This is a genomic window from Paraburkholderia hospita, assembly GCF_002902965.1.
In the GTDB taxonomy this organism is placed as follows: Bacteria; Pseudomonadota; Gammaproteobacteria; order Burkholderiales; family Burkholderiaceae; genus Paraburkholderia; species Paraburkholderia hospita.
Genome location: NZ_CP026107.1, coordinates 1537480 through 1564383 on the forward strand (window position 1 = coordinate 1537480; position 26904 = coordinate 1564383).

The window sequence follows — 26904 nt, forward strand, 5'->3', positions numbered from 1 at the left end:
TTGCGTGATGTTGTTGTACCGCGTTGTTGCCCGAGGACGGCGCGTCAGTTGTAGCCAAGAATCGCCACCGCCCGCACATGCGCGTGGTCGGTGCCGTTCGCTGCGAGCCGCGCGAGCGGCAACACCTGCAACGCGCGGAACGTCGAATGAGAATCGCGGACGCGCGCATCGGGGTTTTGAGGCGACCGCGCAGCACGTGTGACGTGCTCATTCCACGCGTTGGGAGTCAGCATCGTGAGGTCATGCATCGACGGCCATCCGGTGCTTTGCCAGTGCCGCTTCGAGCAGCGGCGCGCCGAGTTCGGCGCCGTGAATGCCCGTCGTGCTGACGATCTCCAGCAGTTCCATCAGTTCGTCCGCCGTCGCGCCGTAGCGCAGCGCGTTGCGCATATGCAGCTTGAGGCCGGGCACATACAGATGCGTCGACGAAGCGTCGAACGCGCAATACATGAACTCCTTGATCTTCGGACTCAACACGCCCGTGCGCCAGGGCACCGAAGAAAACTCGACATACGCTTCGAACAGATCGGGATCGAGTTCGAGCAGCCCTTCCCACGTCGGATGCCAGTAGCCGCGATTTTTCTCGAACGCTTCCTTCAGCGCGCGTCTGCGTTCGTCCAGCGGCGCAGGTCCCGCGCGCAAGCCTTCTTCTTCGAGCACTTCGAGCAGCACGGGCACGCCGACATTGCTCGTGTGAATGCCGATCGTGCTGATCAGCTCCAGCACTTCCATCAGCTCTTCGCGCGTCGCGCCGAACCCGAGCGCGCGCTCGATATGATGCGCGACGCCCGGCCCATACAACTGCGTCGCGCACGCATCGGCGGCGAGCGCGATGAACGCGCGCGTCTTGTCATCGAGATGGTTTCTGCGCTGCGGCACTGCGGAGAACTGCACGTACGCATCGACAAAACCCGCATCGAGACGAAGCATACTGTCCCATGCGGCATTCCAGACGCCGTGCACGCGCACGAAGTCTTCCTTGATCTGCTGCGGCTCGCGATGCGCGCGCGCCGGCTGCTCTCCCTGCTTCATTCGCTTGCTCCTTCGGATGACGATGATGCGGTGCGCGCGCGCCGCGTCAGCCCGCGACCAGCCCTTGCGGATAATCCGCTTCGGCCACTTCTTCCTGCCACGTCGCCTTGCCGATCGACGTCGCGATATGCACCATGTAGCTGCCGTCGCTCGCGCCGTGCCAGTGCCGCTCGTTCGGCCCGATGAACACGATGTCGCCCTGGCGGATTTCCTGCGGCGCTTCGCCCTCCTTGCAAATCCAGCCCTTGCCCGCCGTCACCTGCAGCACCTGGCCCTGCTCGTGCGTATGCCAGTACGTGCGGCCGCGCGGCGCGAAGAACACCGTGTTGATGGTGACGCCATCCGTCGACGGCATCACGGGGTCGGCCCACACCGTGCCCGAAAACGTCTCGCCGCGCAGTTCCGACATCTTCCCTTCTGCCCTGCCGTGAAATACCTTCATGCCTGCTTCTCCTCTTTGCGAATCTTCCCGTCGTACAGACGCACGCCGCCCGACACATCGCCAATCGCATCGACGACGCGATTGCTGATCACATCGCCATAGCCGAGCGCCGTGCCGAGACCAAAGCTCGCGAGCGGCCCCGCGGCATTCAGCGACACCACGCCCAGTTCGCGCGCGCGATCGACGTACAGCACGACATCCTTCGTCATCAGCTTGCCCGTCAGCCCGCCTTCCAGATAATCGCCGTCGACGATCTTCGGAAAGCGGTTCAGCGTTGCGAAGTTCACGCCGCTGCTGCTGTTGAGCACATCGAGCAGCAGATGCAGATCGAGCCCGGCCTTCTTGCCCGCCACCATCACTTCCGCGCTCGCCGCGAGGCTCACCGCGTTGAGGAAGTTGTTCAGCAGCTTGGTGGTGTGGCCCGCGCCGCTCTCGCCCATGTGCGCGACCTTCGAGCTGATCGGCGCGAATGCCCATTCGAGCGCTTCGACCGCGCTCGCGTCGCCGCCGACCATCAGCGTCAACGTGCCTTTCTCCGCTGCTGCCGCGCCGCCTGAAATGCCCGCATCGACATACTGCACGCCGCATTGCGTGAAGCGCCGCGCGAGCCGTATCGTCGAGCTTGCCGCCGCCGTGCTCAGATCGACCACGATCTGTCCCGCACGGCAATGCGCGAGCACACCACCTTCGCCTTCGACCACGGCCTCGACGACCTTGCTGTCCGGCAACGACATCATCACGACGTCGGCGAACTTCATCACGTCCGCGACCGAAGCCGCGGCCTGCGCGCCCGCTGCCTTCACGCGCTCAGGTGCGGTGTCGTAACCGAGCACCGCAATGCCCGCATCGACGAGACGTCGCGCCATGCGGCCGCCCATGTTGCCGAGACCGATGAATCCGATCCGTTCCTTGTTCATTTCCGCTATTCCCTTGCAGTCAGTTGATTCGTCAGAAGTCGACGTCCTTCGTTTCCGGTCCCATCATCGCGCCGACCGCGCCGATCAGTCCGCCGATGCACAACAGCACCACGGATGTCATCCGCAACGGCATGAACGCGCCGAGCCAGTTCATATAGAACGCGTAGAACGACGGGATGATCACCGAGAGACTGAAGCCGACGCCGAAGCCCGTCGCGCGCACATCGGTGACGAAGCGTTCGTTGATGTACGTGACGATCACGCCCCACGGCGACGTGACGAGCACGGCGAGCACGCAGACCAATGCGATGATGGTCGGCAGAGACAATCCGTCGACGTTCGCGAGCACATACAGCAGCCCCGCGCCGACCGTCGCGATCAGCGGGCCGACGATCACGAAGAAGCGCCGCCGCCCGATCGACTGCGCAATCAGCCCCGAACCGATATAGCTGAAGAACAGCACGAAGTACGTGATCATCAGCGTGGACGTCATCTGGAAACCCGTCAGATGCAGCGTCTTCACGAGCAGGCCCGTCGGCAGGTAGATCGTGATGATGTTCTGAGTGAGCCAGAAGCCCGTCATCATGACCAGCACCTGAAGCAGGTTGCGTCCGCTCTTGCCGCGCAGCAGGTCGGAGAGCGGCAGCTTTTCCGGCTGATTGCCCTTGTCGGCGGCTTCGCTCTTCCATATCTCCGATTCGGCGACCTTGTGCACGTAGTACAGCGCGAGAATACCCGCGAGCACGGCACCCAGCACGAACGGAATGCGCCAGCCCCATTGCGCGTACGGCGAGTTCATGCCGTTGAGCGGAAAGAGCGCGAACATCAGCATCGCGATGAGATTGATCGACACGTATGCGGCAGGAAAGCCCGCGATGATGAAACCGCCGACAAACCCGCGCTGCGCTTTCTTCGAATACTCGATGGCAAGCGGCATCGCGCCCGTGTAGCCGCCGCCCAGAAAGATCCCGTCGACGAAGCGCAGCAGCACGAGCGCCCAGTACGACGCGATGCCGATGCTCTCGTAGCCCGGCAGCAGCGCGATCAGCAGCGTGACCACGCCGAAGCCCGACACCGACCAGATCGACGCCTTGCGGCGCCCGATACGGTCCGCGATCATGCCGAACAGCAGCGCGCCGATAGGACGCCCGAGCAGCGTCGTGATGAACACCAGCGACGCGAGTATCGTCTCCATGCCGCTCGACAGATGCGGCGGCTGGAAGAACGCGAGCACCGGCGACAGCACGACGACGGGCAGGTAAATATCGAACATGTCGATGTACTCGGAGAAGAACGCGCCTTTGATGGCATTGCGTCTTTTCGTTTCTATCGATTGCTCGCCTTCGGACTGTGCGATGTCGGTCGCAGTGAGGGTTTTCATCGTAGTCTCCAATTCTTTGTCGGCACCGCGTGGTGCGTGGTTTATCTGCTGCGTCAAGCCGCCGAAGTCTCCGCTTCATACGCCTTGATCGCTTCCGTCGCGACGCGGAACGCAGCCAGCGCCAGCGGCGCGCCGCAATACACAGCCGCCTGCATCAGCACCGCGCGGATTTCGTCCTTCGTTACGCCGTTGCGCAGCGCGCCCTTCACGTGCACGGCGAGTTCGTGATGCTGGCTCATTGCCGTCAGCATGCCGAGGTTCAGCATGCTGCGCGTCTTGAACGACAGCGTCCTGTCGCCCCAGATATCGCCCCAGCAGCTCTCGGTGACGAACTTCTGCATCGGCCGGTTGAAGTCGTCGGCATTGGCCCATGACTTCTCCACATGCCCCGCGCCAAGCACTTCCTTGCGGTTTTCAAAGCCTTTTTCGAAACGTTCGTTGCTTTCCATCTTGAGGTCCTCTCTGTTGCTTCAACCCGTTCAGTTGCTTCGCGCGTTACGACTGCCTGACGCGATGATTGTCGGACAATATAAACGTGCAAAATTTTTTGGCCGCTTTGGCCGCCTTGACTCACTACGTGCCGTAACCAACCATCGCCTTCGTTTCCAGATACTCGCGCAAACCCGCTTCGCCCCACTCGCGGCCATTGCCCGAACGCTTGTAGCCGCCGAACGGCGCATGAAAATCGGCAGGCGGATAGTTCAGATGCACGCCGCCCGCACGCAATGCACGGCCCACCTTGCGGGCGCGTGCGATATCCGCCGATTGCACGTAGGCTGCGAGACCATAGTCCGTGCCGTTGGCAATCGCGATGGCGTCCGCTTCGCTGTCGTACGGGATCATCGACAGCACCGGCCCGAAGATTTCTTCACGCGCGATCGTCATGTCGGGCGTGACGTCCGCGAAGACGGTCGGCTTTGCGTAATAGCCTTTGTCGATGCCTTCGGGCAAGCCCGCGCCGCCTGTCACAAGCCGCGCACCTTCGTCGATGCCCGTCTGGATCAACGCCTGCACGCGCTCGAACTGGTTGCGGTTGACGAGCGGGCCGAGTTGCGTCGAAGCATCGTCGGTCGGTCCGACGCGATACGTTTCCGCCGCGCGCTTCGCGATCTGCGCGGCGTCGTTCATCAGATGACGCGGCACCAGCATGCGCGTCGGAATCGAGCACGACTGGCCCGAGTTCACGAAGCACGCAGCCACGCCACGCTTGACGGCCTCTTCGAGATCGACGTCGTCGAGCAGAATGTTCGCGGACTTGCCGCCCAGTTCCTGCGCGACGCGCTTGACGCTCGGCGCGGCCGACTGCGCGACCAGCACGCCCGCGCGCGTCGAGCCCGTGAACGACACCATGTCGATATCCGGATGACTCGCGATCGCCTCGCCCACACCCGGACCATCGCCATTGACGAGATTGAACACGCCGGCAGGCACTTGCGCTTCGTCGAGCACTTCCGTGAACAGCAGCGCGCTCAGCGGCGAATACTCGCTCGGCTTGAGCACCATCGTGCAACCGGCCGCGAGCGCGGGCGCGATCTTCACGACGATCTGGTTGACGGGCCAGTTCCACGGCGTAATCAACCCGCACACGCCGATCGCTTCGAGCACGACGCGCGTGCTGCCGCGCTGTTCTTCGAATTCGAAGCGCTCCAGCACGTCGATCAGCGCATTCAGATGCGCGGGACCACGCGCCGCCTGCCCATTGCGTGCGAACGTGACGGGCGCGCCCATCTCGCGGCGCATCGCTTCCGCGAACTCGTCGTAGCGGCGTTCGTAGATCTGCAGCACGCGCCGCAACAACGCGACACGTTCCGCGACGCTCGTCGTGGACCACGCGGGAAACGCGCGGCGCGCGGCAGCGACCGCGCGGTCGACATCTTGCGCATTGCCGAGCGCGAGCCGCTCGAACGGTGCTTCAGTGGCTGGATCGACGATATCGAACCAGCGGGCGGATACGGGTTCGACCCAGCGTCCGTCGATATAAAACTGCGCTGCATGTGACATGGCAGGTTCCTGTCCAGAATCAAAGCGCATCGCGATCTAGCAGGCGATACATTTCGGTGTGGTCGGTGGCGGGCGTCGAACGTTGCGCGGCTTCACCCCACACTGCCGTGACGGTGTCTCCGAGCGTCATCGGATAACCGACCGACTGCGCGAGCGCATGGGCGATCTTCAGATCCTTGTTCATCAATTGCAGTGCGAAGCCTGAGGCAAACGTGCCGCTCAGCATGAACTGCTTGACCTTGTTTTCCGATGTATTGCTACGGCCCGACGAAGCGTTCAGCACGTCCGTCATCACGTCCGGCTCGATGCCGAAACGTTGCGCGACGAGCAGCGCTTCGACGGTCGCCGCGAGTCCCGCCGCCGACACGTAGTTGTTCAGCGCCTTCGCTGCATGACCCGAGCCCGCGCCGCCGATATGCAAAATGCTCTGGCCCATCGCTTCGAGCACAGGCATGCACTGCGTGAGCACTTCCGAACGACCGCCGACGAGAATCGCCAGCGTGCCTTCCTTCGCTTTCTTCACGCCACCGGATACGGGCGCGTCCAGATACGCGAGGCCGCGTTCTTCGAGCATCGAGCCGAGCTTGCGCGAACGTTCCGGTTCCGATGAACTCATGTCGATCACGACGGCGCCTTTCGCGAGCCGGTTCGCCCAACCCTCTGCGCCGCCGCCGAGCAGCACGCTTTCGACGATGTCCGAGTTCGGCAGCATCGTGATCAATGCTTCGAGCGACGCGCCGTTGTCGCGAGTCAAACGCTGCGCGCCCGCTTGCGTGGCGAGCGTGTCGGCGCGCGCTGCATCCGCGTCGTCGATGTACAGGTCGAAGCCCGCGTTGACGAGGCATTGCACCATCGGCGCGCCCATCATGCCGAGCCCGATGAAACCGATGCGCTTCTTCTGTGTCATGGCATCCGTCTCCTAGCGCAGCGCGGAGAACGAGGTCGGCGTCAGGAAATGATTTTCGATGCGCTCGACGATAGGACGCTGCGCTTCCGTCGCGGCGCGCGTCGCGATCCAGTCGGCGTCGGCCTGAAACGCGTTCCACTTCTGCTCGCGCGCGGCGAGGCTTTCCCATTGGATCATGTACGTGAGCGCGTGATTGCTCGGACCGATCAGCGTGGTCCAGAAGCCGATCTGCTGGATGCCGTACTTCTCGAAGAAACCGAGCGTGTGCGTCGTAAAGCGGTCGAGCAAGGCCGGCAGGCGCGTCGGCGCGCAGTGATAGATGCGCATTTCAACGATCATGGTGTTCTCCGTGTTTCGTGTTGTGTGTTCGATTCGGTACTGCTTCAATCTTCAAGGCCGTCGACCGACGACCAGCGTTCGACGTACTTGACGAGTTCCGTCATATCGCGCGCGGCGCCGTCCTGCATCGCGGCGTAGTTCCACATCTGGCGCGCGACGCTGCCCACCCACATCGGCACGCCGAGCGCCTGGCATTCGTCGACGGCAAGACCGATGTCCTTGCAGACGCTGCCGACAGGAAAGCCGAAATCGAATGTGCCAGGCAGCACGTGCTTCGGAAACTTGTCGAGCGTCGCGCCGTTCTTGCCGCTGCCCGCATTGATCACCGACATCATCACTTCCGGGTCGAGCCCGCCGCGCATGCCCGCGACGAACGCCTCGGAGGTGATCGCGAACGCCGTCGACGACAACATGTTGTTCAGCAGCTTCAGCAATTGCCCTTGCCCCGCCTTGTCACCGACGACGAACACCTTGCCGAGCACTTCGAACAGGCCGCGCACTTCTTCGAGCGCGACGGGGTTGCCCGCCGCCATGATCGCGAGCGTGCCCTTCTTCGCGCCCGATGCGCCGCCGCTCACGGGTGCATCGACGGTTTCGATTCCTTTTGCGAGCAGCCCTTCTGCCACTTCCTTTTCGATGCGCGAGCCGACCGTCGACAGATCGACCAGCACCTTGATCGCGCTGCCGTCGATCAGGCCGCCGTCGCCGAGCGCGACCTGTTTGAAGATCGCGGGCGTGGGCAGGCTCGTGAAGACGATGCGCGCGCTGTTGGCCACTTCGCGCACCGACCCGGCAACTTGCGCGCCCGCCGCCTTGAGTTCCGCAACGGCAGCTTCATCGCGGTCGTACACGATCACCGTATGCCCCGCTTCGATCAGCCGCCGCGCCATCGGCCGGCCCATCGTGCCGACGCCGACGAAACCGAGCGACGGCCCGCGTTGCTGACTTGATGCCTGACTACTCGACATGACAATCCTCGTGAATGAAAAAATTCCGATTCAATTCGAACCGCGAGCACGCGCGAGACGCATTACTGCGGCCGCGTCCTGCTCGGTCTCGAACTTCCATAATCTATCGATCAACGTTTGCGCATCGACGCCCGAGCGTGAATACGCGGCCAGTTGATGCAGCTTGTCGGCCAGCTCGACGTTGGCGAGTGGCGCGGCGAGACTGCCGCGCGCAGCATGCGCGCGATGCGTGACGCGTTCGCCCGAGCGCAGAATGATCGTCACCTGCGCGGATTCGACGGGCCACGACGCGTTATCGATGAAACGCAGGCGGTTTCCAAGCGCACGGAACGACGGATCGGCGACGGCGGCATCGCTGAACTCATCGAGGCTAGCCTTGCCGCGCGACAACACCACGGCGACCGCATGCTGCGCGCTGACCTGTGATTCGCGCCCAGTGCGCACGCCAGGCCGGTCGGTGCGCTCGCGCAGCAGCGGATGGCCCGTCAATTCGATCTGTTCGATATCGTCGAGCGACCAGCGCGCGTCGCGCCGCAGATCGAGGCATGCTTCGATCACCGGGTTCAACACGACGCCGCACGGATACGGCTTGTAGGTGTTCTTCAGCAGTTCCCACTCATGCCCGAGATCGTGCGTGAGCGCGCTCCAGTCCGGTTGCGACGCCGTCACGCGCAGAAAGCCGCGCTCACCTTCGAGCGGCGCGTCGGGGCCCGAAAAGCCGTCTTCTGCAAGCAGCGCGGACAGCAACCCATTGCGCGCCGCATTGCCGACGCTGATGCTCTTCGACATCGTGCCGAGCGTTTCGACCAGTCCGCCCGTTTGCACCGATGCATTGCCGAGCGCCCACGCAATGTTTTGTTCACCGAGTTCAAGCGCCTTCGCCACGGCTGCAGCCGCGCCGAACACGCCGCATGTCGACGTGATGTGCCAGCCGCGCTGATAGTGCTCCGGCGAGACTGCATTGCCGATCCGGCATTCCACTTCGACGCCCAGCACGAACGCGAGCAGCAGCGCTTCGCCGCTCATCGCGTGCGACTCGGCAAGCGCGAACAACGCCGCCGCGACGGGTGCCGTCGGATGAATGATGGTTGGAATATGCGTGTCGTCGAAGTCGTAGACGTTCGCGCTCATCGCGTTGAGCGCGGCTGCGTTCAGCATGTCCGTGCGCTCGCTGCGTCCGACGATGCTCGCGTTTTCATCCGCGCGAAAACGCTGATAGACGTTGACGGCTTTGTCGAGCGTCGGGTCATGCGAGCCTGCCAGCGCGACCGCGAAGTAATTGACGAGCGAGCGCTTCGCTTCGTTGCGCACGTTGGCGGGCAAGTCGCGCCACTGCGTGCCGGCGACGAAGCGTGCAAGGGAGCGAGTTAATACGCCGCTGCGCAATGCGTTGGCGTCGATGGAATCAGCCTGCAAGCCAGCCTCCTTCTATCGGCATCATCGCGCCCGTGATCTGGCTCGCCGCGGGGCCGCACAGAAACACGACCATCTCGCCGACATGCGCCGCTTCGACGAGTTCGCCCGTCGGTTGCTTGCCTTTGAGGAACTCGCGCACTGCATCGCTGCGATTCAGTCCGCTCTCGTCCATCAACGCGTTGATGCGTCCGTCGATGTTCGGCGTCAGTACCGAGCCTGGGCAGATCGCGTTGCATGTGATGCCGTGATTCAGCGTCTCGATCGCCACCGAGCGCGTGAGCCCGAGGAGCGCAGTCTTCGTCGTCACGTAATCGACGCGATTCGCGACAGCGCGCGCGCCGTACACCGACGTCATATTGAAGATGCGTCCCCAGCCGCGCTCGCGCATGCCGGGCAAGGTCAGTTGAATCGCGCGAAATGCGGCCGTCAGATTCACCGCGAGCGCGTTGTTCCAGTGCTCGATCGGGAACGATTCGATATCCGCGAAATGACGTACGACGGCATTGTTGATCAGCACGTCGAGTGTCTTCACGCGTTCGCGCGCGGCGCCGATCAAAGCATCGACGCCTGCTGGCGTCGCGAGATCCGCTTGCACGTACGCGACGTTCACGTCGAACGCGGACGCCAGTTCGTCCGTGGTCTGTGTCATCTGCTGCGGCGCTTCGAGTCCGTGCAATACGATGTCGCAGCCTGCGCCCGCGAGCGCACGCGCCATCGCGAGACCCAGGCCGTTCGACGAACCTGTCACTAAAGCGCCTTTGCCTTTCAGCATCATGAGTGCCGCCCCGCTCAGCGCGCTTGTGCGTCGAGACGCACGATCCAGCCTTCCGTCTCGCGATCATGCGACGGATAACGCGTCAGCACAGCAGGATCGTGGCCCGGAATCACATGCTCGGGCGAACTGGCCAGCCGATGCGCAGCCTCATAGCCTTCGAGCATGTCGCCGACGTTGTAGACAACAGGGAACGGCCGATGCTCCTGCATGTTCGCGTAGAAATGCGACGCATCCGACGCGAGCACGACCCAGCCGCGCTCCGTATGCACGCGCACGACCTGCAAGCCGTTCGTATGTCCGCCGACCCAATGCACGCTCAGTCCAGGCGTGATCTCCGAAGCGCCGTCATGAAACTGCACGCGCCCATCGAACAGACGGCCGACCATGGACTTCACGTCTTCCGGCTCGAACGGATGACTCAACGCGTGATGGCACATGCAACGCCCAGTGCAATACGCCATCTCGCGATCCTGAAGGTGATAACGCGCGCGCGGAAACAGGGAGCTATTGCCCGCATGGTCGTAGTGCATGTGCGTGATGATCACGTCTTCGACGTCATCCGCGCGAATGCCGATCTGCTTCAGGCCGCGCTCCACCGTGTTCGTGATCGTGCGACCTCGCTTGTCGGCCATTGCCTGGTCGAAGCCCGTGTCGACGATGAAGGTGCGCGATTCGCCCACCACGGCCCACACGAAGTAATCGAGCGGCATCGGCACATCATGCGAATCGCCGCCGATGAAGTTGTCGCGCGAACGGCGCTCGAAATGCGCGTACTTGACTGCATAGATACGGTAGTTCTCAGTGGGCGATGACATGTCTCGAGTGTCCTTGGTTTGTACAGTGATCCGTCGCGGCGTATGCAGCGCGGCGGTTATTTCATGGCCGCTGTCGCGCCGCCCTCGATGGTTTCCGCGCTCGCGACACCGGCGTCGGCGGCGATCGATTCGAGCGAACGTTGCTTCGTTTCCGGGCCGAGCACGCCGACGATCAGCGCCTGGATCAGCAGCGTGCAGACGATCAGCGTCAGCACGCCGGCAATGCCGAAGCTCATGAACGCGCTCGCCACCGCATACGGCACGACGATGCTGACCGCGCGGCCCACCGTGTTCGCGAGGCCCGAGCCGCGCAGGCGCAGTTCCGTCGGGAACAGTTCGGGCACATACGTCGCGACGCTGAACGACGACAACACATAGATGCAGCAGGTGATGGCAAACCCAAGCGCCGTGATCGCAACCGCCGACTGCGCAAACGGATAGGCAACGCCGAAGGCCACGCACACGAGCGAAAACAATACGATGCCCCACTTCCGGCCGAGGTGCTCGGCGAGTGCAAAAGCGATCAGCGAGCCGATCGGGCCACCCGCAAACATCACGGCTGTCAGACCGAGCGAACTGGAAACGCTGTGTCCCTGCTTGACGAGGAACGTCGGTATCCAACTGACGAATGCATAGTTGACCGTGAACAGCGCGACGAGAACCGTGATGGCCGTGATCGTGCGCGTGAGCAGCCGGCGCGAGAACAGATCGCCGAGACGGCCCGTGTCGTTCGAATAGAACTCCCGCGTGGAGGGCTCAGGCGCGTTGACCGGATAACTGACTGCGTTACCGCACGCCGTCTCGATGCGTTCGACGATCTCCCGCGCTTCGTCGCCTCGTCCGCGCGACGCGAGCCAGCGCGGTGACTCCGGCATCGACTTGCGCAGGAACCACACGAACAGCGCGCCGCATCCCGCGATTGCGAACATCCAGCGCCAGCCGTATTGCGGCACGATCAGCCAGCCAAGGAAGGTCGAAAGGAACAGCGACGTGTTGATGATCAGATTGAGGATGGTGCCGAAGCGGCCGCGCCAGTCGGCGGGAATGAACTCGCTCAGCGTGCCATAGCCGACGACGATCTCCGCGCCCATGCCGACGCCCATCACCAGACGGAAGAAGATCAGCCAGTAGATCGACGGCGCGAGCGCCGCGGCAATCGACGCGAAGCCGTAGATGCCGAGATTGAACTGATAGCAGAAGCGGCGCCCGAAGCGGTCGCCGAGCAATCCGGAAAGCCACGCGCCCGTCATCATGCCGACGAAGGTGACGGAGACGAACGTCGCGTTGAGGCTCAGCGTGGATTCGCCGCTGTGGATCATCGCGGCGAGGACCGTGCCGGCGATATAGATGTCGAACGAATCGAAGTACATGCCGGCCGCGATCAGGCCCAGCAGACGCCAATGGAAGCCGGACAAAGGAAGCCTGTCCAGGCGCGCTCCGATACTGGCATCCATCTGCATGAGGCTGTCTCCGTGACGTTAGCGTTTTTTGTGCGCCCGCTTTGGCATTCCGTGTTGCGTTTTGCTTCGGAACGCAGGCGGCCGGTCGATGGGTTGGATTATATTCCTGTCATACAATCCGTCAAGAAGACGATTCAAATTCGTTCACTGATCCGCCCATGACGTTTTTGTGGACAAAAGGCTACAACTCACCTCACAAACGTTTACTGTCCGCTGACATCTCGTTATATTCCACGGATTACAACGGTACTGCCGGACCCCGGTCCAGCGGTGCTTCAAGCAGTCCGTCCGCTCCACGAAAACTGGAAGACAGGACGTCAGCAACACACGCGGCTGTCGCATAGCACGCCGCGCCAGCAGGATTACACCGGCATCGAAACGCGAAATCGTGCGCCCACGCATGAGGCCCCTGCTCGATTTGACATTTCGTGCCGCCTTTAGCAGTACGTTTTCAGACCATGCCGCGTGCTCGCCGCCAACGGGCGCGCAGGCATTCACTACAAGAAGGAAGAGAATGAAAAAGACCATCCTGGCCGCAGCGGCTCTCGGGAGTTTCAGCATCGTTGCGCAGGCACAAAGCAGCGTCACGTTGTACGGCCTGCTCGATGCCGGTATCACGTACGCAAACAAGGTGGCGACTTCGACGGGACATGACAGTCTCGTCAAATACGGCGACGGCGTCGCATCGGGCAGCCGCTGGGGCCTGCGCGGCACGGAAGACCTCGGTGGCGGACTGAAGGCGATCTTCGTGCTCGAAAGCGGCTTCAGCACGGGCGACGGCACGTCGGGCCAGGGCGGCGCGCTGTTCGGCCGTCAGGCATTCGTGGGTCTGGCGAAGGACGGCATCGGCTCGGTGACCTTCGGCCGTCAGTACTCGTTCTCGACCGACTACATCGGTGCGAACTACACGATGGGCAGCCAGACGCCCGCCGGCAACTACGCGTATCACATCAACGATCTCGACCAGTTGACGTCGAGCCGTATCAACAACGCAGTGAAGTTCAGCAGCGCGAACTTCGCGGGCCTCACGTTCGGCGCGATGTACGGCTTCTCGAATTCGACGCAGTTCGCCGGCACGCCGACCACGACGGGCACGGGCGGCGCGCAAGGCTCGTCGAGCACGTACAGCTTCGGCGCGAACTATGCGACGGGTCCGTTCGGCATCGGCGCAGCGTACACGAACATCCGCTTCCCGAATGGCGCGACGCCGGCGTTCAGCGTGAGCATCGCTAACGTCAACACGCTCGGCCTGCGTGACCTCGAAACCTTCGGCATCGGCGCGCGCTACGCGATCGCTTCCGGTCTCGTGTTCGCGAACTGGACGCACACGAAGTTCGAGCCGCTGACGGGCGAATCGTCGAAGCTGAACAACTATGAAATCGGCGGCCGCTGGGGCTTCACGCCCGCGCTGTCGGCGGGCCTCGGCTACACGTTCTCGAAGCTCGATGACCGCTTCGAAGGCAAGTGGCATCAGATCAACAGTTCGGTCGACTACGCGCTGTCCAAGCGCACCGATGTCTACCTGCTGGGGATCTATCAGAAGGCGTCGGGCAGCAACGTCGTGGCGGGCCGCAACGTGCCCGTGCAGGCTGAGATCGGCTCGTCTTCGTCGTTCATCGGCAATGCGGGCGCGAACACGCAGTTCGTGACGCGCGTCGGTCTGCGCCACCGCTTCTGATCGTGTGATGGTGGCCGCTGCGCCGAAGGCGCGCGGCCACATCAGCGCATCCAGTCTCCAATCGCGGTACCCTTACGGGTTTTGACCGACCCACAAAGGACCGCGATGTCTGCTTTTCCCTTCGACGCCGTGTTATTCGACTGCGACGGCGTACTCGTCGATTCGGAGACGATCACCAACACCGTGCTGGCAGCGATGCTCGGCGAACTGGGCTGGCGTCTGACTGTCGACGAAGCGATGTCGATCTTCGTCGGCAAGACCGTGATGGACGAGGCGCCGCTGATCGAAGCGAAAACGGGCGTGCGTATCACGCCCGCCTGGCTCGAAACGTTCCGCGACCGCCGCAACGCTGCGCTAGAACGCGAAGTGACGGCGATCGAAGGCATTGTCGAAACCGTCGCTGCGTTGCATACGCGGCTCGATGGACAGATCGCCGTCGCATCCGGCGCGGACCGCGTCAAGCTACGCTTGCAGCTCGCGAAAGCCGGCCTGCTCGACGACTTCGAAGGACGCATCTTCAGCGGGCAAGAGACGCCGCGCAACAAGCCGCACCCGGACGTTTATCTCGCCGCAGCCGCGGGACTCGGCGTCGATCCTTCACGTTGCGCCGTGATCGAAGACACCGTGACGGGCGCCACGGCAGGCCGCGCGGCGGGCGCGACCGTGTTCGGCTACAGTCCCAGCGAAAAAGGCCACAGCTCGAAAGAAGCCTTGAGAGCCGTCGGCGTCGCCGACGTGTTCGAAGAGATGGCGCACTTGCCCGCACTGCTGGCGGGCTGGCAACGCTGAACGCCTTTGCGTCGACGCGCTCGCGTCGCGCACGGCAAGCTCAAAGCATTTCAGCTTCTTCGAGATTCGCGCCGAAAAAGAAACGGCTCAGCTCACGCGTCAGCTCGTTGAGGATCGCCATTTCGGGTTGCGTGATCTTGTGGACGGCCTGCACGTCAGTCCAGTCGCCGTAAGCGAGCGCGACCGTGGTGTCGTTGGCCTTCACGGGCAGCAGCACGAACGCCTGCGCATCGGCGAGATGCGCCTTGAACCAGTCCGGCAGACGCGCTTCCATACGCGGCTCGCGCGCGTTCTCGATGAAGATGCCGACGGGGTTCGCAATGGCCAGATGGAACACGTCGGGCTGGAATCCCGCGCCGAAATTGAGCGTCGGCAGCATGCGTTCCATGTCGGGGCCGAAACCGATGCGCGCGTGATAGCGCGCGTCGGCCTGGCGCACGAACACGAGCGTGCGCGACATCGACAGGCCCGCCAGAATGGTTTCGGAAGCGAGCGTCAGCACGGGCAAGAGCGCCTTGCTCGACGGCAGCGCGCGCAAGTCTTCGAGACCTGCCGAAAGACGTGCCTGCGCGGACTTCCCGGTGCGCACGATCGCATCGGCATGCGCGCGCAGTTCGGAAATCTCCTGCATCAGCCCTTCATTGCTTTCTTCGTCGATCAACGCGGCGCTCAGGGCGTCGAGCCTGCCCGCATCGATCCTCAGCGCGTCGCTATAGAGGCTCGCGAGTTCGGCGAGGCAGCGTTCCAGTTCGTCGCCCGGCGGCTGGGTGACAAGCAGGTTGGCCACTTCCGTCGAATAGCTGTTGACGGCCCGCAGCCAGCGCACATGCTCCGAGAGCGGCTCGTCCGATCCCGCGCCGATGGCCTGCATCCCCGCCGAGATCGTTTCCGGCAGGCGCCAGCGGCGCGCCGCCTCGCTGCCAATGTCCTCGAAGCTCACGCCGAGCAGTTGCGCGCACGCGTCGCTATCGTCGATCTGGTCGGTCGCCGCCGTGCGGCGCAGCCGGTCCCATTCGCTTTCCAGATAGAACGCCACCAGTAGCCTGCCCACCTGACGCATCAGCGCGCACACCACAGCTTCTTCCGCCACGCGCAGATCGACGCCTTCCGTGATGCGCCGCGCAACCGTTCCGCATAGCAGCGCGCGGTTCAGTTCGAGCTTCGCGTCGATCCGGTGCGGCGCGCTGTGATGAAAGTGATCGACGATCTTCATCCCGACCACGAGATGGCCGACGGTATCCATGCCGAGCACCATCAGCGCGCGGGTCACGGTGGTGATATTGCCGCCGAATGCGACATACATCGCCGAATTGGCGAGCCGCAGCACCTTTTGCGTGAGGCCGACATCCGAAAGCACGACCTGCACGAGCGACGTGAAGTCCAGATCGTCGTTATTCATCGCCGACACGGTGGTGCGCAGCGCCTGTGAGAGCATCGGGAAATCCCCGCGCTCGCTCATGCGCGCCCACAGTTTTTCCAGCAGTTCGGACTTGACGACGGGGGACATCTGATGGTGATGGAGAACAGATACGTTGAAAGACAACCACAGTACCCGTGATTAAAACACAACCCGTCGTCCATCATCGTGCCGGCAAGTCTCAGACAGCCTGCAAACCGTCGGCCTGTTGCGTGATTGCGCATCGATTGCGCATTATTTCGAAGTCTTTCCGTGTCTCCATTGCGCGACATTCCACCCTGGCCGGGCGCCACAAGCGGCTTTCAACGCCCTATGAGCCATCAGATATCGACGCCTGACGCGACGATCATCGCGCCCGCATTACCCGGAGGCGTGCCGTTCGCGCGCGGGCAGTAAACGGTTTCGCCTGCAGCGATCGTGCGGCCCGTCAGCACGCATTGTCCGGCCCGGCGCGCGATGTTCACGCGCCATGTCTGATAGCCGTAGTGACCCGTGCGCGCGTCGCACCATGAAACCGTCAGCGTCTGCGCGGTCGGCTTGTCGAGCACGCGCACGGTCGGCTGGCTTCGCCCGTCCCAGCATGCGGCCGTGCGCGGCCTGCGCCGCGCCTGGCGCGGTGGGCGCGGGGTTTCGACGGGGTCCGGCGTGACGTCGAAGTTGCGGATCGCCACAACAGTCCGGCACCAGACATCGGCATGCTCTTCGATCCAAATGCGCTCTGACATGATTAATTCAACACGTGATGAATATCGAGATCGTAGCGCCGCCGGGCGTGCGTGTCAAACGAATGTGCCGCGAGGCCCACTGCGGCCCCCTTCCGGACGCTCGGTTACACTCACGCCTGATCTGACGATCGGCAGGCTGATTCGAATGAAAGATGTGACGGCAACAGCAGAACCCCAAAAGGACAAGAAACGCGCGCGCGGACGCCCGGCGTCGAGCGCATCGGTTGGGCCGGACGCGATCTTGCGCAATGCGCGCAGGACTTTCGGCAAACGGGGATTCGAGGCAACGAGCGTGCGTGAGATCGCCCGCGACTCAGGCGTCGATGCGGCACTCGTCGCACATCATTTCGGGTCGAAAGAAACGTTGTGGCTGGCCGTCGTCGAGCAGATCGCCGGGCAGATGGCGCCGATGATCGACGCAACGTCAGCGTTGCGGACCGCGCCGCTGGGCGCGAAAGCGCGCGTGGAAATGGCGGTGGCGAGATTCATCGACGAGGTGTTCGACGACCCCGACGTCGGCATTTTCTTTTCGACGGCGGCGACGGAAGAAGGCGAGCGGCTCAATGTGCTGATCGAGCGGCTGGTGCGCCCTTATCACGACGTGATGGTGCCGTTGTTCGCCGACGCGGCGCGGCAAGACGAGCTGAAGGTCAAGGACGCGGAGCTGCTGTTTTTCATGCTGCTGAACGCGATCAGCAAGACGGTCGCGTACAGCCATCTGATGCTGGCGTTCTCGTCGCTGCCGCAGCATGAGAAGAAGTTCAAGCGCATGGTGCTGGAGACGGCGCTGGCCATGCTTGCCTAGTCGATCCGCGTGGCGGAGCGACGAAATTGACGCACTGCGGATGGAAGCAAGCAGCGTTCAGACGGCGGCCGCGCGGCGCGCCTGATACAGCATTTCCCGTTCGAGCAGATCGAGCAGCGCGATGACCCGCTGCCGTTGCGTCGCCACCAGATCGTAGGTCTGCGCGAGTTTGCGCAGGCGCTTCGCCCAGTATTCGTAGTCGAGCTTTGACACGTCGTCCGTTTCGGTCCGGCGAACCACGTACTGAACCATTCTTTCCAGATGTTCCAGCTCCACGTCTGCCAGGCTCGCTGAGCGCAGCGTCCCGACACCCGCCGGCGTTTCCATTCTTGTTACCGCCATGTTGGCCCCCGATCGTCACCTGTAGCTGCCCGGCAGGCCGCGCTCGACTGTCCTCGGCGACAGCGGAGCGGCGTCATCGCGCGCGGTGCCGTCGATCTCCATGACGCACCGCCGCGCGACCTGTCCGGTTCTTTTCGAACAACGATAACCTCGCTTGGCGGCGAGGCTTTACCGTGCGTCTCAGTTGGGCGCGCGGGCGGTAGAAATCTGGCGCGGCGTTACGTCAGCGCAGGCAGGAAAAGGTGTATCGCAAACGATTGCGCCAACTAAGAAGTCCGCTCGACAGCGAACTTTCTATACGGCGCGAAGCGCGTATCGCCATGCAGTGCGGAGAAGACTTCGATCAGATGATCGGTGAAGAGCCGCACCTTCTGCGACGGCTGCGCGCCCTCTGGAAAGACGGCATGAATCGGCGCGGGCGGCAGGCGGTAGTCGTCCAGTACCGTGACCAGTTGTCCCGATCGAAGCTCCGGCTCGCAAAGCCATTGTTTCCCCACCGCAATTCCGAGGCCTTCGCGGGCGCAGGCAATCACGCCCTCCGCCGCGCCAACGAATACGCGCGCGCGGACCTTGATCGAGACGGGAATGCCGTCGTGCTCGAAGGTCCACGTTTCGTGCGACGGGCCCAACGGCCCTGTGACGATGTCGTGCGCGGCGAGGTCGTCCAGCGTGGCCGGGATGCCGCGCTCCTTCAGATAGGCGGGAGAAGCGACCAGCATGCGCGGCACCATGCCGATCTTGCGCGCGCCGAAGCCGGAATCCTCCAACTCGCCGAAGCGGACGGCGAGGTCGGCGCCTTCGGCGATCAGATCCTGAATGCTGTCGGATGTCAGAAGCTCGATGCGCAACGCCGGATGCGCCTTCAGGAACACGGGCAGGCTCGGAATCACCGTGCGCACGCCGACGATGGCCGACGTCGCCACGCGCAGCACGCCGCTCAGGCCGCCGACATGCCGCGCTTCGTCGTCGGCCTCTTCGAGTTCGCGCAGCAGCTTGCGGGCTCTAAGCAGGAACGCTTTGCCTGCCTCCGTCGGCACGATGTTGCGCGTGCTTCGCAACAGGAGCGTCGTGCCGAGACGCGCTTCGAGCTCGGAAACGATCCGCGACACGGAAGGCTGCGACAGCCCGAGTTCGCGCGCCGTCGCGGAGAAGCTGCCCGTTTCGGCAGCGCGCACGAACACATGCAGTTCCTGGAATCGATCACTCATTTGCTTCACGAATAGGTGTTGTTCGCCGCGAGCCCGTAGTGCGGCACGCGCGGCTCGTACATGATGCCACCAACGGCCTGGCGGTTCAGTTCGACGGTTCGGACGCACTCCGCTGCTGGCGCACTCATTCAGGATTTGCAAAATGAACGATCGTATCTATCCGGCTCAAACCACGGCACTCGTGCTCATCGACGTGCTGAACGACTTTCTCGCCGACGACGGCAAGCTGCACGCGTCGATTGCACCCATGCTCGACAAGACAGGTTTCGTGGCGCACGTCGCGCAACTGCTCGAAGGCGCGCGCGCAGCGGGTGTGAAGATCATCTTCGCGCCGCACGGCACCGACGAGCACAGTTTCGACGACATCAAGCATGTCCATCCGCGCATGCAATGGGCGCTCGCCAATGAGGTGCTGCGCAAAGGGACTTACGGTGCGGACTTCTACGCGCCGCTGCGTCCGCGTGAAGGCGAAATCGTGGTGAGTCATCACCGGATGTTCGACTCGTTCATCGGCACGGATCTGGAAGCGCAACTCCGGGCGAACGGCATCGAGAAGGTCGTGCTGGCCGGCCTGACATCGCAGACCTGCATCGAAGGCACAGGCCGTCATGCGCTTGAAGCCGGCTTTCACGTGACGTTCATCACCGACGCGGTCGCCGACTTTACGGAAGCGGCGCACGAGGCCGCGCTGTCGATCTCGTATCCGACGTTCGGCCACGACGCAATGACCGTTGCCGAGTTTCTCGACGCCGTCGATTCCGTCGCCGCGTGATTCGCGGCATGACAAACCGTGCTGCCACGACCGTGGCAGCACGTTCATCCGTTGCCCGATCGCGAATCCCGGACGGGCATCTCTCCACCAGGCGACATGTATTCGACAACCACCATGGAAGAAGTCACGATCGCAATCGTATTTCATAGCGGCTACGGCCACACCGCGCGTCAGGCGCAGGCCGTCAGCGCCGGCGTCACGCAAACGCCCGGCGCCAGGGCGTTGCTACTGAGCGTCGAGCAGGCGCAAGACGAATGGGCCGCGCTCGAATCCGCCGACGCGATCGTCTTCGGCGCGCCGACGTATATGGGCAGCGCGTCGGCAGCGTTCAAATCGTTCATGGACGCAACTTCCACCGCGTTCTTCAAGAGCGCGTGGAAAGACAAGCTGGCGGCTGGCTTCACGAACTCCGCATCGCGATCGGGCGACAAGCTCGCGACGTTGATGCAGTTCGCAATCTTCGCTGCCCAGCACGGCATGCATTGGATCAGCCTCGGCTTGCCGCCCGGCAACAACAGCACGCGCGGCAGCGAACAGGATGCGAACCGGCTTGGCTTCTTTCTCGGTGCGGCCGCGCAGTCGAACGCCGACGAAGGCGCGGACGCCGCGCCGCCGCAAGCCGACCTGGACACGGCACGACACCTTGGGCGACGAGTCGCGCAAGCGGCCATTCAGTTTGCGCGCGGACGGGCCGTGTCGCGTGAATTCGAAACCTTGTCACACGAAGGAGAACCGTCTTGACGGCTTACATGATTTTCACGCGCGAAAGCACGCAGGACCAGGCGGCGCTCGACGCATACCGCTCGAAGGTGCGTGACACCTTCGACGGATACACGCACAAGGTGCTCGCCGCGAATGGCACGCAACAGGTGCTGGAAGGCGATCCAGCTGAAGCGACCGTCGTGCTCGAATTTCCGTCGCTCACGGCGGCCCGCGCCTGGTACGACAGCGATGCGTATCAGCAAGTCGCGCAGCACAGGCTCAAAGGATCGCGTCACCGCGTCGTGCTGATCGAAGGGCTTTGAAACGGCAGCGCCGTCACTTCGCTGCAATGCAAAAAGCCAGCAGTCCCGACGTCACCTCGTCGATGATCTGCTTCATCTCCGGATACGGCGGATGGAACGGCGTGGGGTTGTCGGGGCTGCCCCATTCGATCGTATAGGAGAACACCTTCGCCTTCTTCGCGTCGACGATGTGACGGCTGAATGCATAGTCGTCGGACGTGCCCGCCGTCGGATACAGGCTCATCGACTGCTCGGTCTTGTAGACGCGGCCGCGCGACGCCTTGATCGCGTCGCGCATTTCGTGCGCGAGATCGACGGCGATCTTCTTGTCCGCCGTCGCGATGTACTCGCGATAGGCCTTGTCGTTGGCAATGCCGCGCTTGCCGTCGTAGGCAACATTCTGGAAGTTCATGTCGGGGTGACCGCTCTGGTTCTCGTCGTCGCCCCAGTTGTACAGAATGTCTTCCGAATAGCTGTGCAGATCGACGAAATAGCGGATGTTCGGGTAGGTGTCGAACATCCACACGGCGTTCTTCGTTTCCGGCTCCGATTCGGCGGCGGGACCGATATACACCTCGTAGTCGCAGGGATCGGTGGAATTGGCGATCGGACTTTCGGGATCGAAGTACTGCGGGAAATTCCACAGAAAATTGTAGTTGCGGTTGATATCGACGCCGCAGCATTGCGGCTTGCTATGCCCCGCCGGCGCGGGCCGGCGGTTCTTGCGCCACATCGACTCGGTCGACATGCTGTAGTGGCGGCCATCGGGATTCGCCTGCGGAAACACGTACAGGTCTTTGCTTTCGATCACGTGCTTGATGTCCGCCGCCTTGAACGTACGGCTGCCGATCTTGATCGGTTTGTGCGTGGTGTACGCGTTGGCGAGCAGTTGCACGAAATGGATCAGGATATCCGGGCTGCCCCATTCGCGCGCGTGCACGCCGCCGAGCAAATAGATGCCGGGACGCCCCGCTGCGCTGCCTTTGCCGATTTTCAGCGCGTGGCAGGTGCGCTTTTCCCAGGTTGGATGAGGCAGCTTGATCAGCTTCGTGAACGCATCGTTGGGCGCGGCACTTGCGGCGGCAAGCGCCGCCTCGATTTGCGCGACATCGAGATAGCCGGTTCCCGCCGCGACGGATAACGCATCCAGCGCGTGCGGCGCGGCCAGTTGTGCGCGCGTCTCGGCCTGGCGCACCTTGCCTTGCGCTTCGGCGTCCTCCAGCCGTTCGACCTGGTAGCCGTCCGCTTCGAGCGCCTTGATCTGCGCATTGGTGGCGTGCGCGTCGACGCGATAGCCGCCGTGGACCTTCTCGATCGTATGGCGCGCGACCGTAACCTTATGCTTCGTCACGAGATCGGCCAATGCCGCCTGATCTTTTCCTGTGATGCGTGCGTGGTAGCGGGACATGTTCGTTCTCCGGTCAGACGGGCCGGTCCAGACGGCCCGGCCCTTCTAACCGAGAACGGCGGACGCAGCGGACATTTCAATCGTCCCGCCGCAGCCCTTGCGCTTCACTTCAGATCGACAGTCACGAAACTGCGTGCATGGTTACGCTGGATCAGCAGCGCCGCCTTCTTCCCCGCCTTCGCCGCGAGCGCCGCCAGTTCATCCTGCGATGCAACCAGCGTGCCGTTCAGCGACAACACCACATCGCCCGGCTTGATGCCGGCCGTGCCCGCCGTCCCCGACACGTCCTCGACCATCAGCCCTTCGGCGAGGCCCGTCGAGCGCCGTTCGTCGTCCGTCAGCGGATGCATGCTGAGGCCGAGATGATCCAGCGGCCCGACATCGCTCACGCCCGTGCTCGCGTATTGCGCCGATGGCGTCAGGTTAACCATGATCGTCATCTGCTTGCGATTACGAATCAGCTTCACAGGGACTTTCGTGCCCGACTGCGGCACCGCATCCTGATCGGTGAGATCCGCGCTGTGCTCGACGGGCTTGTCGCCGATCTGCACGATCACGTCGCCGGGCTTCAGCTTGCTCGTGGCGGCGGGACTGCCGGGCTCGACGGCAATCACCAGTACGCCCGCCGCGCGCGGCAGACCGAACGCGCCGGCAAGGCCCGGATCGACGTCCTGCACCTGCATGCCGAACGCACCGTGCGCGGCGTCTGCGTCCTGAGACTTTGACTGCGCCTGCAACTGCGCGCGCACCTTGTTTGCCATCGCGATCGGGATGGCAAAAGTCAGACTCTGGAAACGATCGCCGTCGGCGTAAACCTGCACGTGTATGCCGACCACTTCCCCCGCGCGATTGAACACCGGGCCGCCCGAGTTGTCGGGATTCAATGCGCCGTTGGTCTGGAAGAACGGAAACGTCGTGCCATCGGACAGCGTGCGGGACGTCGCGCTAACGATGCCCGCTGTCACCGTGTTCTGATAGCTGTCCGGTGAGCCGATCGTCAGCACCTGTTCACCGACGCGCACACGCGTCGAATCGCCGAGCTTGACGACGGGCAGCTTCGTCGCTTCGATCTGGATCACGGCAACATCGCTTGGGCCATCGACGGCGACGACTTTTGCCTTGAACTCGCGCCGATCAGTGAGGCGCACCGTCACGTCATCGGAGCCGTCGACGACATGGGCCGTCGTCAGAATCAAGCCGTTGGGGCTGACGATGAAACCCGAGCCCACACCCGACATTGCGCGCGGTGAGCTGCCCTGCCCGTCTTGCGACTGCGGCATGGCCTGCCGGAAGAACGCGAACAGCGGGTCGTCACCGTCGATCGCTTCGGAGCTCGCGCCCGAAGCGGGCGCCGGCGACGCAGCTGGCGCCGGCTGCGTTGCCACCGCCAGCGCCTTCTCCGGCAGGATCGCGCGGATGTTCACGACGGCGGGTCCGTAGCGCTCGACGATTGCCGGGAAGTCGAGCGGCGCGCTCGCATTCCCGGGCGCCATTCGCTTCTCTTTCACTGGCGCGGACGCAGGCGACGGCGCGGAAGCAGGCGCAACATGCGGTGCTATCGCTTCGGCGTTGGCGTAGGGGTATCCGGTGAGGCAGGCCGTTGTCACGGCGGTGCAAAACCAGGTGCGGAATAGAGTTGAGTGAAACACAGCGCACCTCCATGGCGTTAGTTATGCCTGGCACTGTGAAGACATTATTTAGCGCGTGGCGGCCGGCGACTGTGACATAGCACACCGAAGAGTTCGAAAAGAAAGAGAACCCATCCGGCCGACGCAAACCATATCGCATGGCAATCCAGCCGCGAGCGCAGACGGATGCGATCGACCCTCGATGTCTGTCTGGGTGGATCGAAGTCGACGTGAGATTCAGTTGCATGTTTGCCCGCAATGGACAATCAGGGACGCGAACGGTTGACCCGTTCGTCCTGATTCATTTATAGAAAGCGGGCAGCAAAATTGCAGCGAGTACAAATCCTGGCGTGCGCCGATGGTGGCTCTGCCGGTACGCTGGTAGTCCGCGCTGATAGTTCGCGCTGGCAATTCGACAAGCGTTAGTCGCTACGCCGTCGTGACGCGATTACTGTCACGCAAAACGCGTCATCCATTTGTGTCAGTTGTGCGTCGATGAAGCGGGCGGCCAAACGCTCGCGGCAGCGCATGTTCGAAAACGCTCATGTCCGCTGCTTCGCGTTTCGACTTCGAAAGTCGAGGCCGCCCGCCTGCGTGTTTCGTCAGCTACGCGCGCCCATCATGTCGACGCCGACAACGCCTGCGCGACGCCCTCCGCCGTCGCCGCCGACAGCGTCCGCCCGAGATGGCCGTGCCCCGTGTTGTAGAACACGCCGCGGCGCTTGCCGCGCCCGACCTTCGGCAGCATGCCCGGCAACATGGGACGCAGGCCCGCCCACGGCACGACGCGCGCCGTCGATACGCCGGGAAAATGCTCACGCGTCCAGCGCACGAGCGGCTCGATGCGGTCTGAACGGATATCGCGATTCATGGTGGCGCGGCTGTTCCAGACTTCGGCGTTGCTCGCCGACAGTTGTCCGCCGTTGACAAACGAGGTTTCCATCGCCGCGTAGCGGTGACGCTCGAAGACGGTGACGCGATAGCCGCGTTGCGCGAGGGCGTTAGCGGTCGTGATGCCGGTGATCCGGCGCCGATGATGGCGATTCGTGACATGACATGGTCCATGTGTTCGTTGAGCATCGCCGGCCGCGCTTCGTGCTGCTACTGCTGCTGCCGGCGCCGATGCCCCATCTGTCCATGTACCTGAGCGTTTCGCCCGCGCGCCGCGAATGGCGTGGGCTCCCCTTTCGGTGGGCGCGCATGGCGCCGCTCTCCAGATGTTCCGGCTACACGGTCCTTTTGCCTGAGAGTTTCCGGGGCGGTTGCTCCGTCGGCGTCGTCGCTGGACGATCTCTCCCGTGCTGCGTGGTGGAACAGTGCGACCTTACCGAGCAAAAAGAACCCCGGCAAGCCCCCACCTTCCGGACAACGATCCGTCGTGGGTTCAGTCCGCCGTCAGGTCGGCGCGCGGCGCAGCCGGGGAGAAACCTCTTCGGAAGTATTCGATCGTGAAGTCCACAAAGGTGCGCACTTTCGCCGACACATGGCGCCGGCCGGGATAGACGAGCGACAGTTCCTTGAGACCGTTGGTCACCCGATACTCAGCAAGGACACGCAGCAACGCGCCGCTCGCAATGTCGCCGACGACGTAGTCCTCAGGCAGGATAGCGAGACCCATGTCGGCGAGTACCAGTTGCCGCAGCATGATCATGCTATTGACCCTGCACACGGAGTCGAGACTCAAGGTCTCCTCGCGACCGTCGGCACTCGCGAATGACCACTCGGTTCCATGCATATCTCGCGAAGGCGCGAGGAAACTGTGCGATGCAAGCTGTTCGAGCGAGGTCGGCGCGCCGTGCCGTTCGATATAGCCGGTAGACGCGACCACGATGGGCCGCACCGACAGCACAGGACGCTTCACCAGCGTGCTGCCGTTCACCTGCCACGATGCGACGATGCCGACGTCGAACCCGTCTTCGACGAGATCGACGGACTGATGCAATAGCGTGACGTCCAGCTTCACCTTCGGATGACGTATCCGGTAGCGGTGCAGCAAAGGCGCCAGCGCCGCCAGTGAAAACGAGGCCGCCGCCGCGACCTTGAGCGTGCCCGTGGGCTCGCCCGCTTCTTCCGTCACGGCCGATTCCATCGAATCCAGCAGCTCCAGCAGTTGCTGGCACCCCCTTGCATAGGCGCGGCCCGCTTCCGTCAGCGAAACGCTACGCGTCGTGCGATTGACGAGGCGCGCATTGAGATGCGCCTCCAGCAGCGCCACATAGCGCGTCACAACAGCATTTGACAGATTGAGACTCGACGCAGCGCGACTGAACGAGTTGTTCTCGGCGACTCTTAGGAATATTCGTATTGCCTGCAGCTTATTCAGCATGAGCAACAGAAATAAAACAGATTAGACATATATATCAACATTAAATTACCTTGCCCCATTTAAATCTGCAGTTTCAGCCAACATAAATACGATTATCCCCCATGGAAACCCATCATGTAGCACTGTCACAACATATTATCAAACAAGCACCATTCACGACTTAAATATCGGGATGAATTTCATTTGAATATACATCGCCTTATCAATAAACATTAATTTTATTTCGAATTACTAGAAAATAGTTTTCAACTATTAAACATAACGAAACATCGACTTGGCCTCTATAGTTCGCCCTGCGTGATCGATATGTGCCGTGAATTTGCAAAGCTACGAACCGCGGCTATCTCGC

At 62.8% G+C, this 26904-nt stretch carries 29 protein-coding genes, 2 pseudogenes and 1 riboswitch; of the genes and pseudogenes, 7 read left to right on the plus strand and 24 right to left on the minus strand.

The window, feature by feature from the left end; translation table 11 throughout:
- Window positions 1–44: 44 nt before the first annotated feature.
- The 14 genes from C2L64_RS40170 to C2L64_RS40235 all read right to left on the minus strand — a co-directional run bounded on the left by C2L64_RS40170 (window position 45) and on the right by C2L64_RS40235 (window position 12453).
- On the minus strand, window positions 45–233 hold the full coding sequence (locus C2L64_RS40170) for a hypothetical protein (RefSeq protein WP_238554562.1): 189 nt from the start codon (window positions 231–233) through the stop codon (window positions 45–47).
- A 7-nt stretch (window positions 234–240) separates the two neighbouring features.
- On the minus strand, window positions 241–1032 hold the full coding sequence (locus C2L64_RS40175) for a carboxymuconolactone decarboxylase family protein (protein WP_007579384.1): 792 nt from the start codon (window positions 1030–1032) through the stop codon (window positions 241–243).
- A 46-nt stretch (window positions 1033–1078) separates the two neighbouring features.
- Window positions 1079–1474 (minus strand): cupin domain-containing protein, encoded by a 396-nt coding sequence (locus C2L64_RS40180; RefSeq protein ID WP_007579381.1) that lies wholly within the window; start codon window positions 1472–1474, stop codon window positions 1079–1081.
- On the minus strand, window positions 1471–2400 hold the full coding sequence (locus C2L64_RS40185; RefSeq protein WP_256211295.1) for an NAD(P)-dependent oxidoreductase: 930 nt from the start codon (window positions 2398–2400) through the stop codon (window positions 1471–1473). Before C2L64_RS40185 ends, C2L64_RS40180 begins: the two co-directional genes overlap by 4 nt.
- 22 nt (window positions 2401–2422) lie before the next feature.
- Complete coding sequence (locus C2L64_RS40190) at window positions 2423–3772, minus strand: MFS transporter (RefSeq protein WP_007579378.1); 1350 nt, start codon at window positions 3770–3772, stop codon at window positions 2423–2425.
- A gap of 53 nt (window positions 3773–3825) precedes the next feature.
- On the minus strand, window positions 3826–4221 hold the full coding sequence (locus tag C2L64_RS40195; RefSeq protein ID WP_007579377.1) for a carboxymuconolactone decarboxylase family protein: 396 nt from the start codon (window positions 4219–4221) through the stop codon (window positions 3826–3828).
- A gap of 124 nt (window positions 4222–4345) precedes the next feature.
- Window positions 4346–5773 (minus strand): aldehyde dehydrogenase family protein, encoded by a 1428-nt coding sequence (locus C2L64_RS40200; RefSeq protein ID WP_007579376.1) that lies wholly within the window; start codon window positions 5771–5773, stop codon window positions 4346–4348.
- A 19-nt stretch (window positions 5774–5792) separates the two neighbouring features.
- Complete coding sequence (locus tag C2L64_RS40205; protein ID WP_007579375.1) at window positions 5793–6680, minus strand: NAD(P)-dependent oxidoreductase; 888 nt, start codon at window positions 6678–6680, stop codon at window positions 5793–5795.
- A 12-nt stretch (window positions 6681–6692) separates the two neighbouring features.
- On the minus strand, window positions 6693–7019 hold the full coding sequence (locus tag C2L64_RS40210; RefSeq protein WP_007579374.1) for an NIPSNAP family protein: 327 nt from the start codon (window positions 7017–7019) through the stop codon (window positions 6693–6695).
- Between the two features lie 44 nt (window positions 7020–7063).
- Window positions 7064–7987, minus strand: a complete 924-nt coding sequence (locus C2L64_RS40215; RefSeq protein WP_007579373.1) for an NAD(P)-dependent oxidoreductase — start codon at window positions 7985–7987, stop codon at window positions 7064–7066.
- Window positions 7988–8017: 30 nt separating this feature from the next.
- On the minus strand, window positions 8018–9403 hold the full coding sequence (locus C2L64_RS40220) for an MmgE/PrpD family protein (RefSeq protein WP_007579372.1): 1386 nt from the start codon (window positions 9401–9403) through the stop codon (window positions 8018–8020).
- Complete coding sequence (locus tag C2L64_RS40225; protein ID WP_007579370.1) at window positions 9393–10178, minus strand: SDR family oxidoreductase; 786 nt, start codon at window positions 10176–10178, stop codon at window positions 9393–9395. The genes C2L64_RS40220 and C2L64_RS40225 overlap by 11 nt, the downstream gene beginning before the upstream one ends.
- Window positions 10179–10192: 14 nt before the next feature.
- On the minus strand, window positions 10193–10993 hold the full coding sequence (locus tag C2L64_RS40230; RefSeq protein WP_007579368.1) for an N-acyl homoserine lactonase family protein: 801 nt from the start codon (window positions 10991–10993) through the stop codon (window positions 10193–10195).
- Window positions 10994–11049: 56 nt separating this feature from the next.
- Window positions 11050–12453, minus strand: coding sequence for an MFS transporter (locus C2L64_RS40235; protein ID WP_007579366.1), 1404 nt, complete (start codon window positions 12451–12453; stop codon window positions 11050–11052).
- Between C2L64_RS40235 and C2L64_RS54305 the strand changes: the two genes are divergently transcribed.
- The 3 genes from C2L64_RS54305 to C2L64_RS40245 all read left to right on the plus strand — a co-directional run bounded on the left by C2L64_RS54305 (window position 12394) and on the right by C2L64_RS40245 (window position 14920).
- The gene (locus tag C2L64_RS54305) at window positions 12394–12615 is read left to right on the plus strand and encodes a hypothetical protein (protein ID WP_165778986.1); all 222 of its coding nucleotides are present in this window, start codon (window positions 12394–12396) and stop codon (window positions 12613–12615) included. The genes C2L64_RS40235 and C2L64_RS54305 overlap by 60 nt on opposite strands.
- Window positions 12616–12967: 352 nt before the next feature.
- Window positions 12968–14131 carry a porin gene (locus tag C2L64_RS40240; RefSeq protein ID WP_007579363.1) on the plus strand — a complete coding sequence of 388 codons (1164 nt, stop codon included), beginning with the start codon at window positions 12968–12970 and terminating at the stop codon, window positions 14129–14131.
- Window positions 14132–14236: 105 nt separating this feature from the next.
- Window positions 14237–14920, plus strand: a complete 684-nt coding sequence (locus C2L64_RS40245; RefSeq protein WP_007579361.1) for an HAD family hydrolase — start codon at window positions 14237–14239, stop codon at window positions 14918–14920.
- 40 nt (window positions 14921–14960) lie between these two features.
- Here C2L64_RS40245 and C2L64_RS40250 read toward each other — a convergent pair whose 3' ends face one another.
- Complete coding sequence (locus C2L64_RS40250; RefSeq protein WP_007579359.1) at window positions 14961–16427, minus strand: HDOD domain-containing protein; 1467 nt, start codon at window positions 16425–16427, stop codon at window positions 14961–14963.
- A 230-nt stretch (window positions 16428–16657) separates the two neighbouring features.
- On the minus strand, window positions 16658–17062 hold the full coding sequence (locus C2L64_RS40255) for a DUF3331 domain-containing protein (RefSeq protein WP_007579357.1): 405 nt from the start codon (window positions 17060–17062) through the stop codon (window positions 16658–16660).
- A 145-nt stretch (window positions 17063–17207) separates the two neighbouring features.
- Between C2L64_RS40255 and C2L64_RS40260 the strand changes: the two genes are divergently transcribed.
- Window positions 17208–17867, plus strand: a complete 660-nt coding sequence (locus tag C2L64_RS40260) for a TetR/AcrR family transcriptional regulator (protein WP_007579356.1) — start codon at window positions 17208–17210, stop codon at window positions 17865–17867.
- A gap of 57 nt (window positions 17868–17924) precedes the next feature.
- On the opposite strand, the gene C2L64_RS40265 is transcribed toward C2L64_RS40260, so the two are convergent.
- The 3 genes from C2L64_RS40265 to C2L64_RS55960 all read right to left on the minus strand — a co-directional run bounded on the left by C2L64_RS40265 (window position 17925) and on the right by C2L64_RS55960 (window position 19545).
- Window positions 17925–18209, minus strand: coding sequence for a hypothetical protein (locus C2L64_RS40265; protein WP_236674381.1), 285 nt, complete (start codon window positions 18207–18209; stop codon window positions 17925–17927).
- A gap of 266 nt (window positions 18210–18475) precedes the next feature.
- A complete protein-coding gene (locus C2L64_RS40270) occupies window positions 18476–19417 on the minus strand; it encodes a LysR family transcriptional regulator (protein WP_039900098.1) in 942 nt (313 codons plus the stop codon).
- Between the two features lie 5 nt (window positions 19418–19422).
- The gene (locus tag C2L64_RS55960) at window positions 19423–19545 is read right to left on the minus strand and encodes a hypothetical protein (RefSeq protein ID WP_256211283.1); all 123 of its coding nucleotides are present in this window, start codon (window positions 19543–19545) and stop codon (window positions 19423–19425) included.
- 14 nt (window positions 19546–19559) lie between these two features.
- Here C2L64_RS55960 and C2L64_RS40275 point away from each other — a divergent pair, with 14 nt between their 5' ends.
- From C2L64_RS40275 to C2L64_RS40285, 3 genes are all read left to right on the plus strand, one after another.
- On the plus strand, window positions 19560–20189 hold the full coding sequence (locus tag C2L64_RS40275) for a cysteine hydrolase family protein (RefSeq protein WP_007579352.1): 630 nt from the start codon (window positions 19560–19562) through the stop codon (window positions 20187–20189).
- A 114-nt stretch (window positions 20190–20303) separates the two neighbouring features.
- A complete protein-coding gene (locus tag C2L64_RS40280) occupies window positions 20304–20930 on the plus strand; it encodes a flavodoxin family protein (RefSeq protein WP_007579350.1) in 627 nt (208 codons plus the stop codon).
- Window positions 20927–21214: a DUF1330 domain-containing protein gene (locus C2L64_RS40285; protein WP_007579349.1), complete on the plus strand. Its 288-nt coding sequence runs from the start codon at window positions 20927–20929 to the stop codon at window positions 21212–21214. The genes C2L64_RS40280 and C2L64_RS40285 overlap by 4 nt, the downstream gene beginning before the upstream one ends.
- A gap of 13 nt (window positions 21215–21227) precedes the next feature.
- Here C2L64_RS40285 and C2L64_RS40290 read toward each other — a convergent pair whose 3' ends face one another.
- The 5 genes and pseudogenes from C2L64_RS40290 to C2L64_RS40310 all read right to left on the minus strand — a co-directional run bounded on the left by C2L64_RS40290 (window position 21228) and on the right by C2L64_RS40310 (window position 26555).
- Window positions 21228–22601, minus strand: coding sequence for a M14 family metallopeptidase (locus C2L64_RS40290; RefSeq protein WP_007579348.1), 1374 nt, complete (start codon window positions 22599–22601; stop codon window positions 21228–21230).
- Window positions 22602–22705: 104 nt separating this feature from the next.
- Complete coding sequence (locus C2L64_RS40295) at window positions 22706–24250, minus strand: trypsin-like peptidase domain-containing protein (RefSeq protein ID WP_039900097.1); 1545 nt, start codon at window positions 24248–24250, stop codon at window positions 22706–22708.
- A gap of 598 nt (window positions 24251–24848) precedes the next feature.
- Window positions 24849–25100, minus strand: a pseudogene (locus C2L64_RS40300) (FAD-dependent oxidoreductase); the annotation flags it as partial.
- A gap of 87 nt (window positions 25101–25187) precedes the next feature.
- Window positions 25188–25448: pseudogene (locus C2L64_RS56135) on the minus strand (hypothetical protein); the annotation flags it as partial.
- Between the two features lie 2 nt (window positions 25449–25450).
- A riboswitch (glycine riboswitch) is annotated at window positions 25451–25538 on the minus strand.
- Between the two features lie 75 nt (window positions 25539–25613).
- Window positions 25614–26555 carry a LysR family transcriptional regulator gene (locus C2L64_RS40310; protein WP_007732596.1) on the minus strand — a complete coding sequence of 314 codons (942 nt, stop codon included), beginning with the start codon at window positions 26553–26555 and terminating at the stop codon, window positions 25614–25616.
- Window positions 26556–26904: the final 349 nt, after the last annotated feature.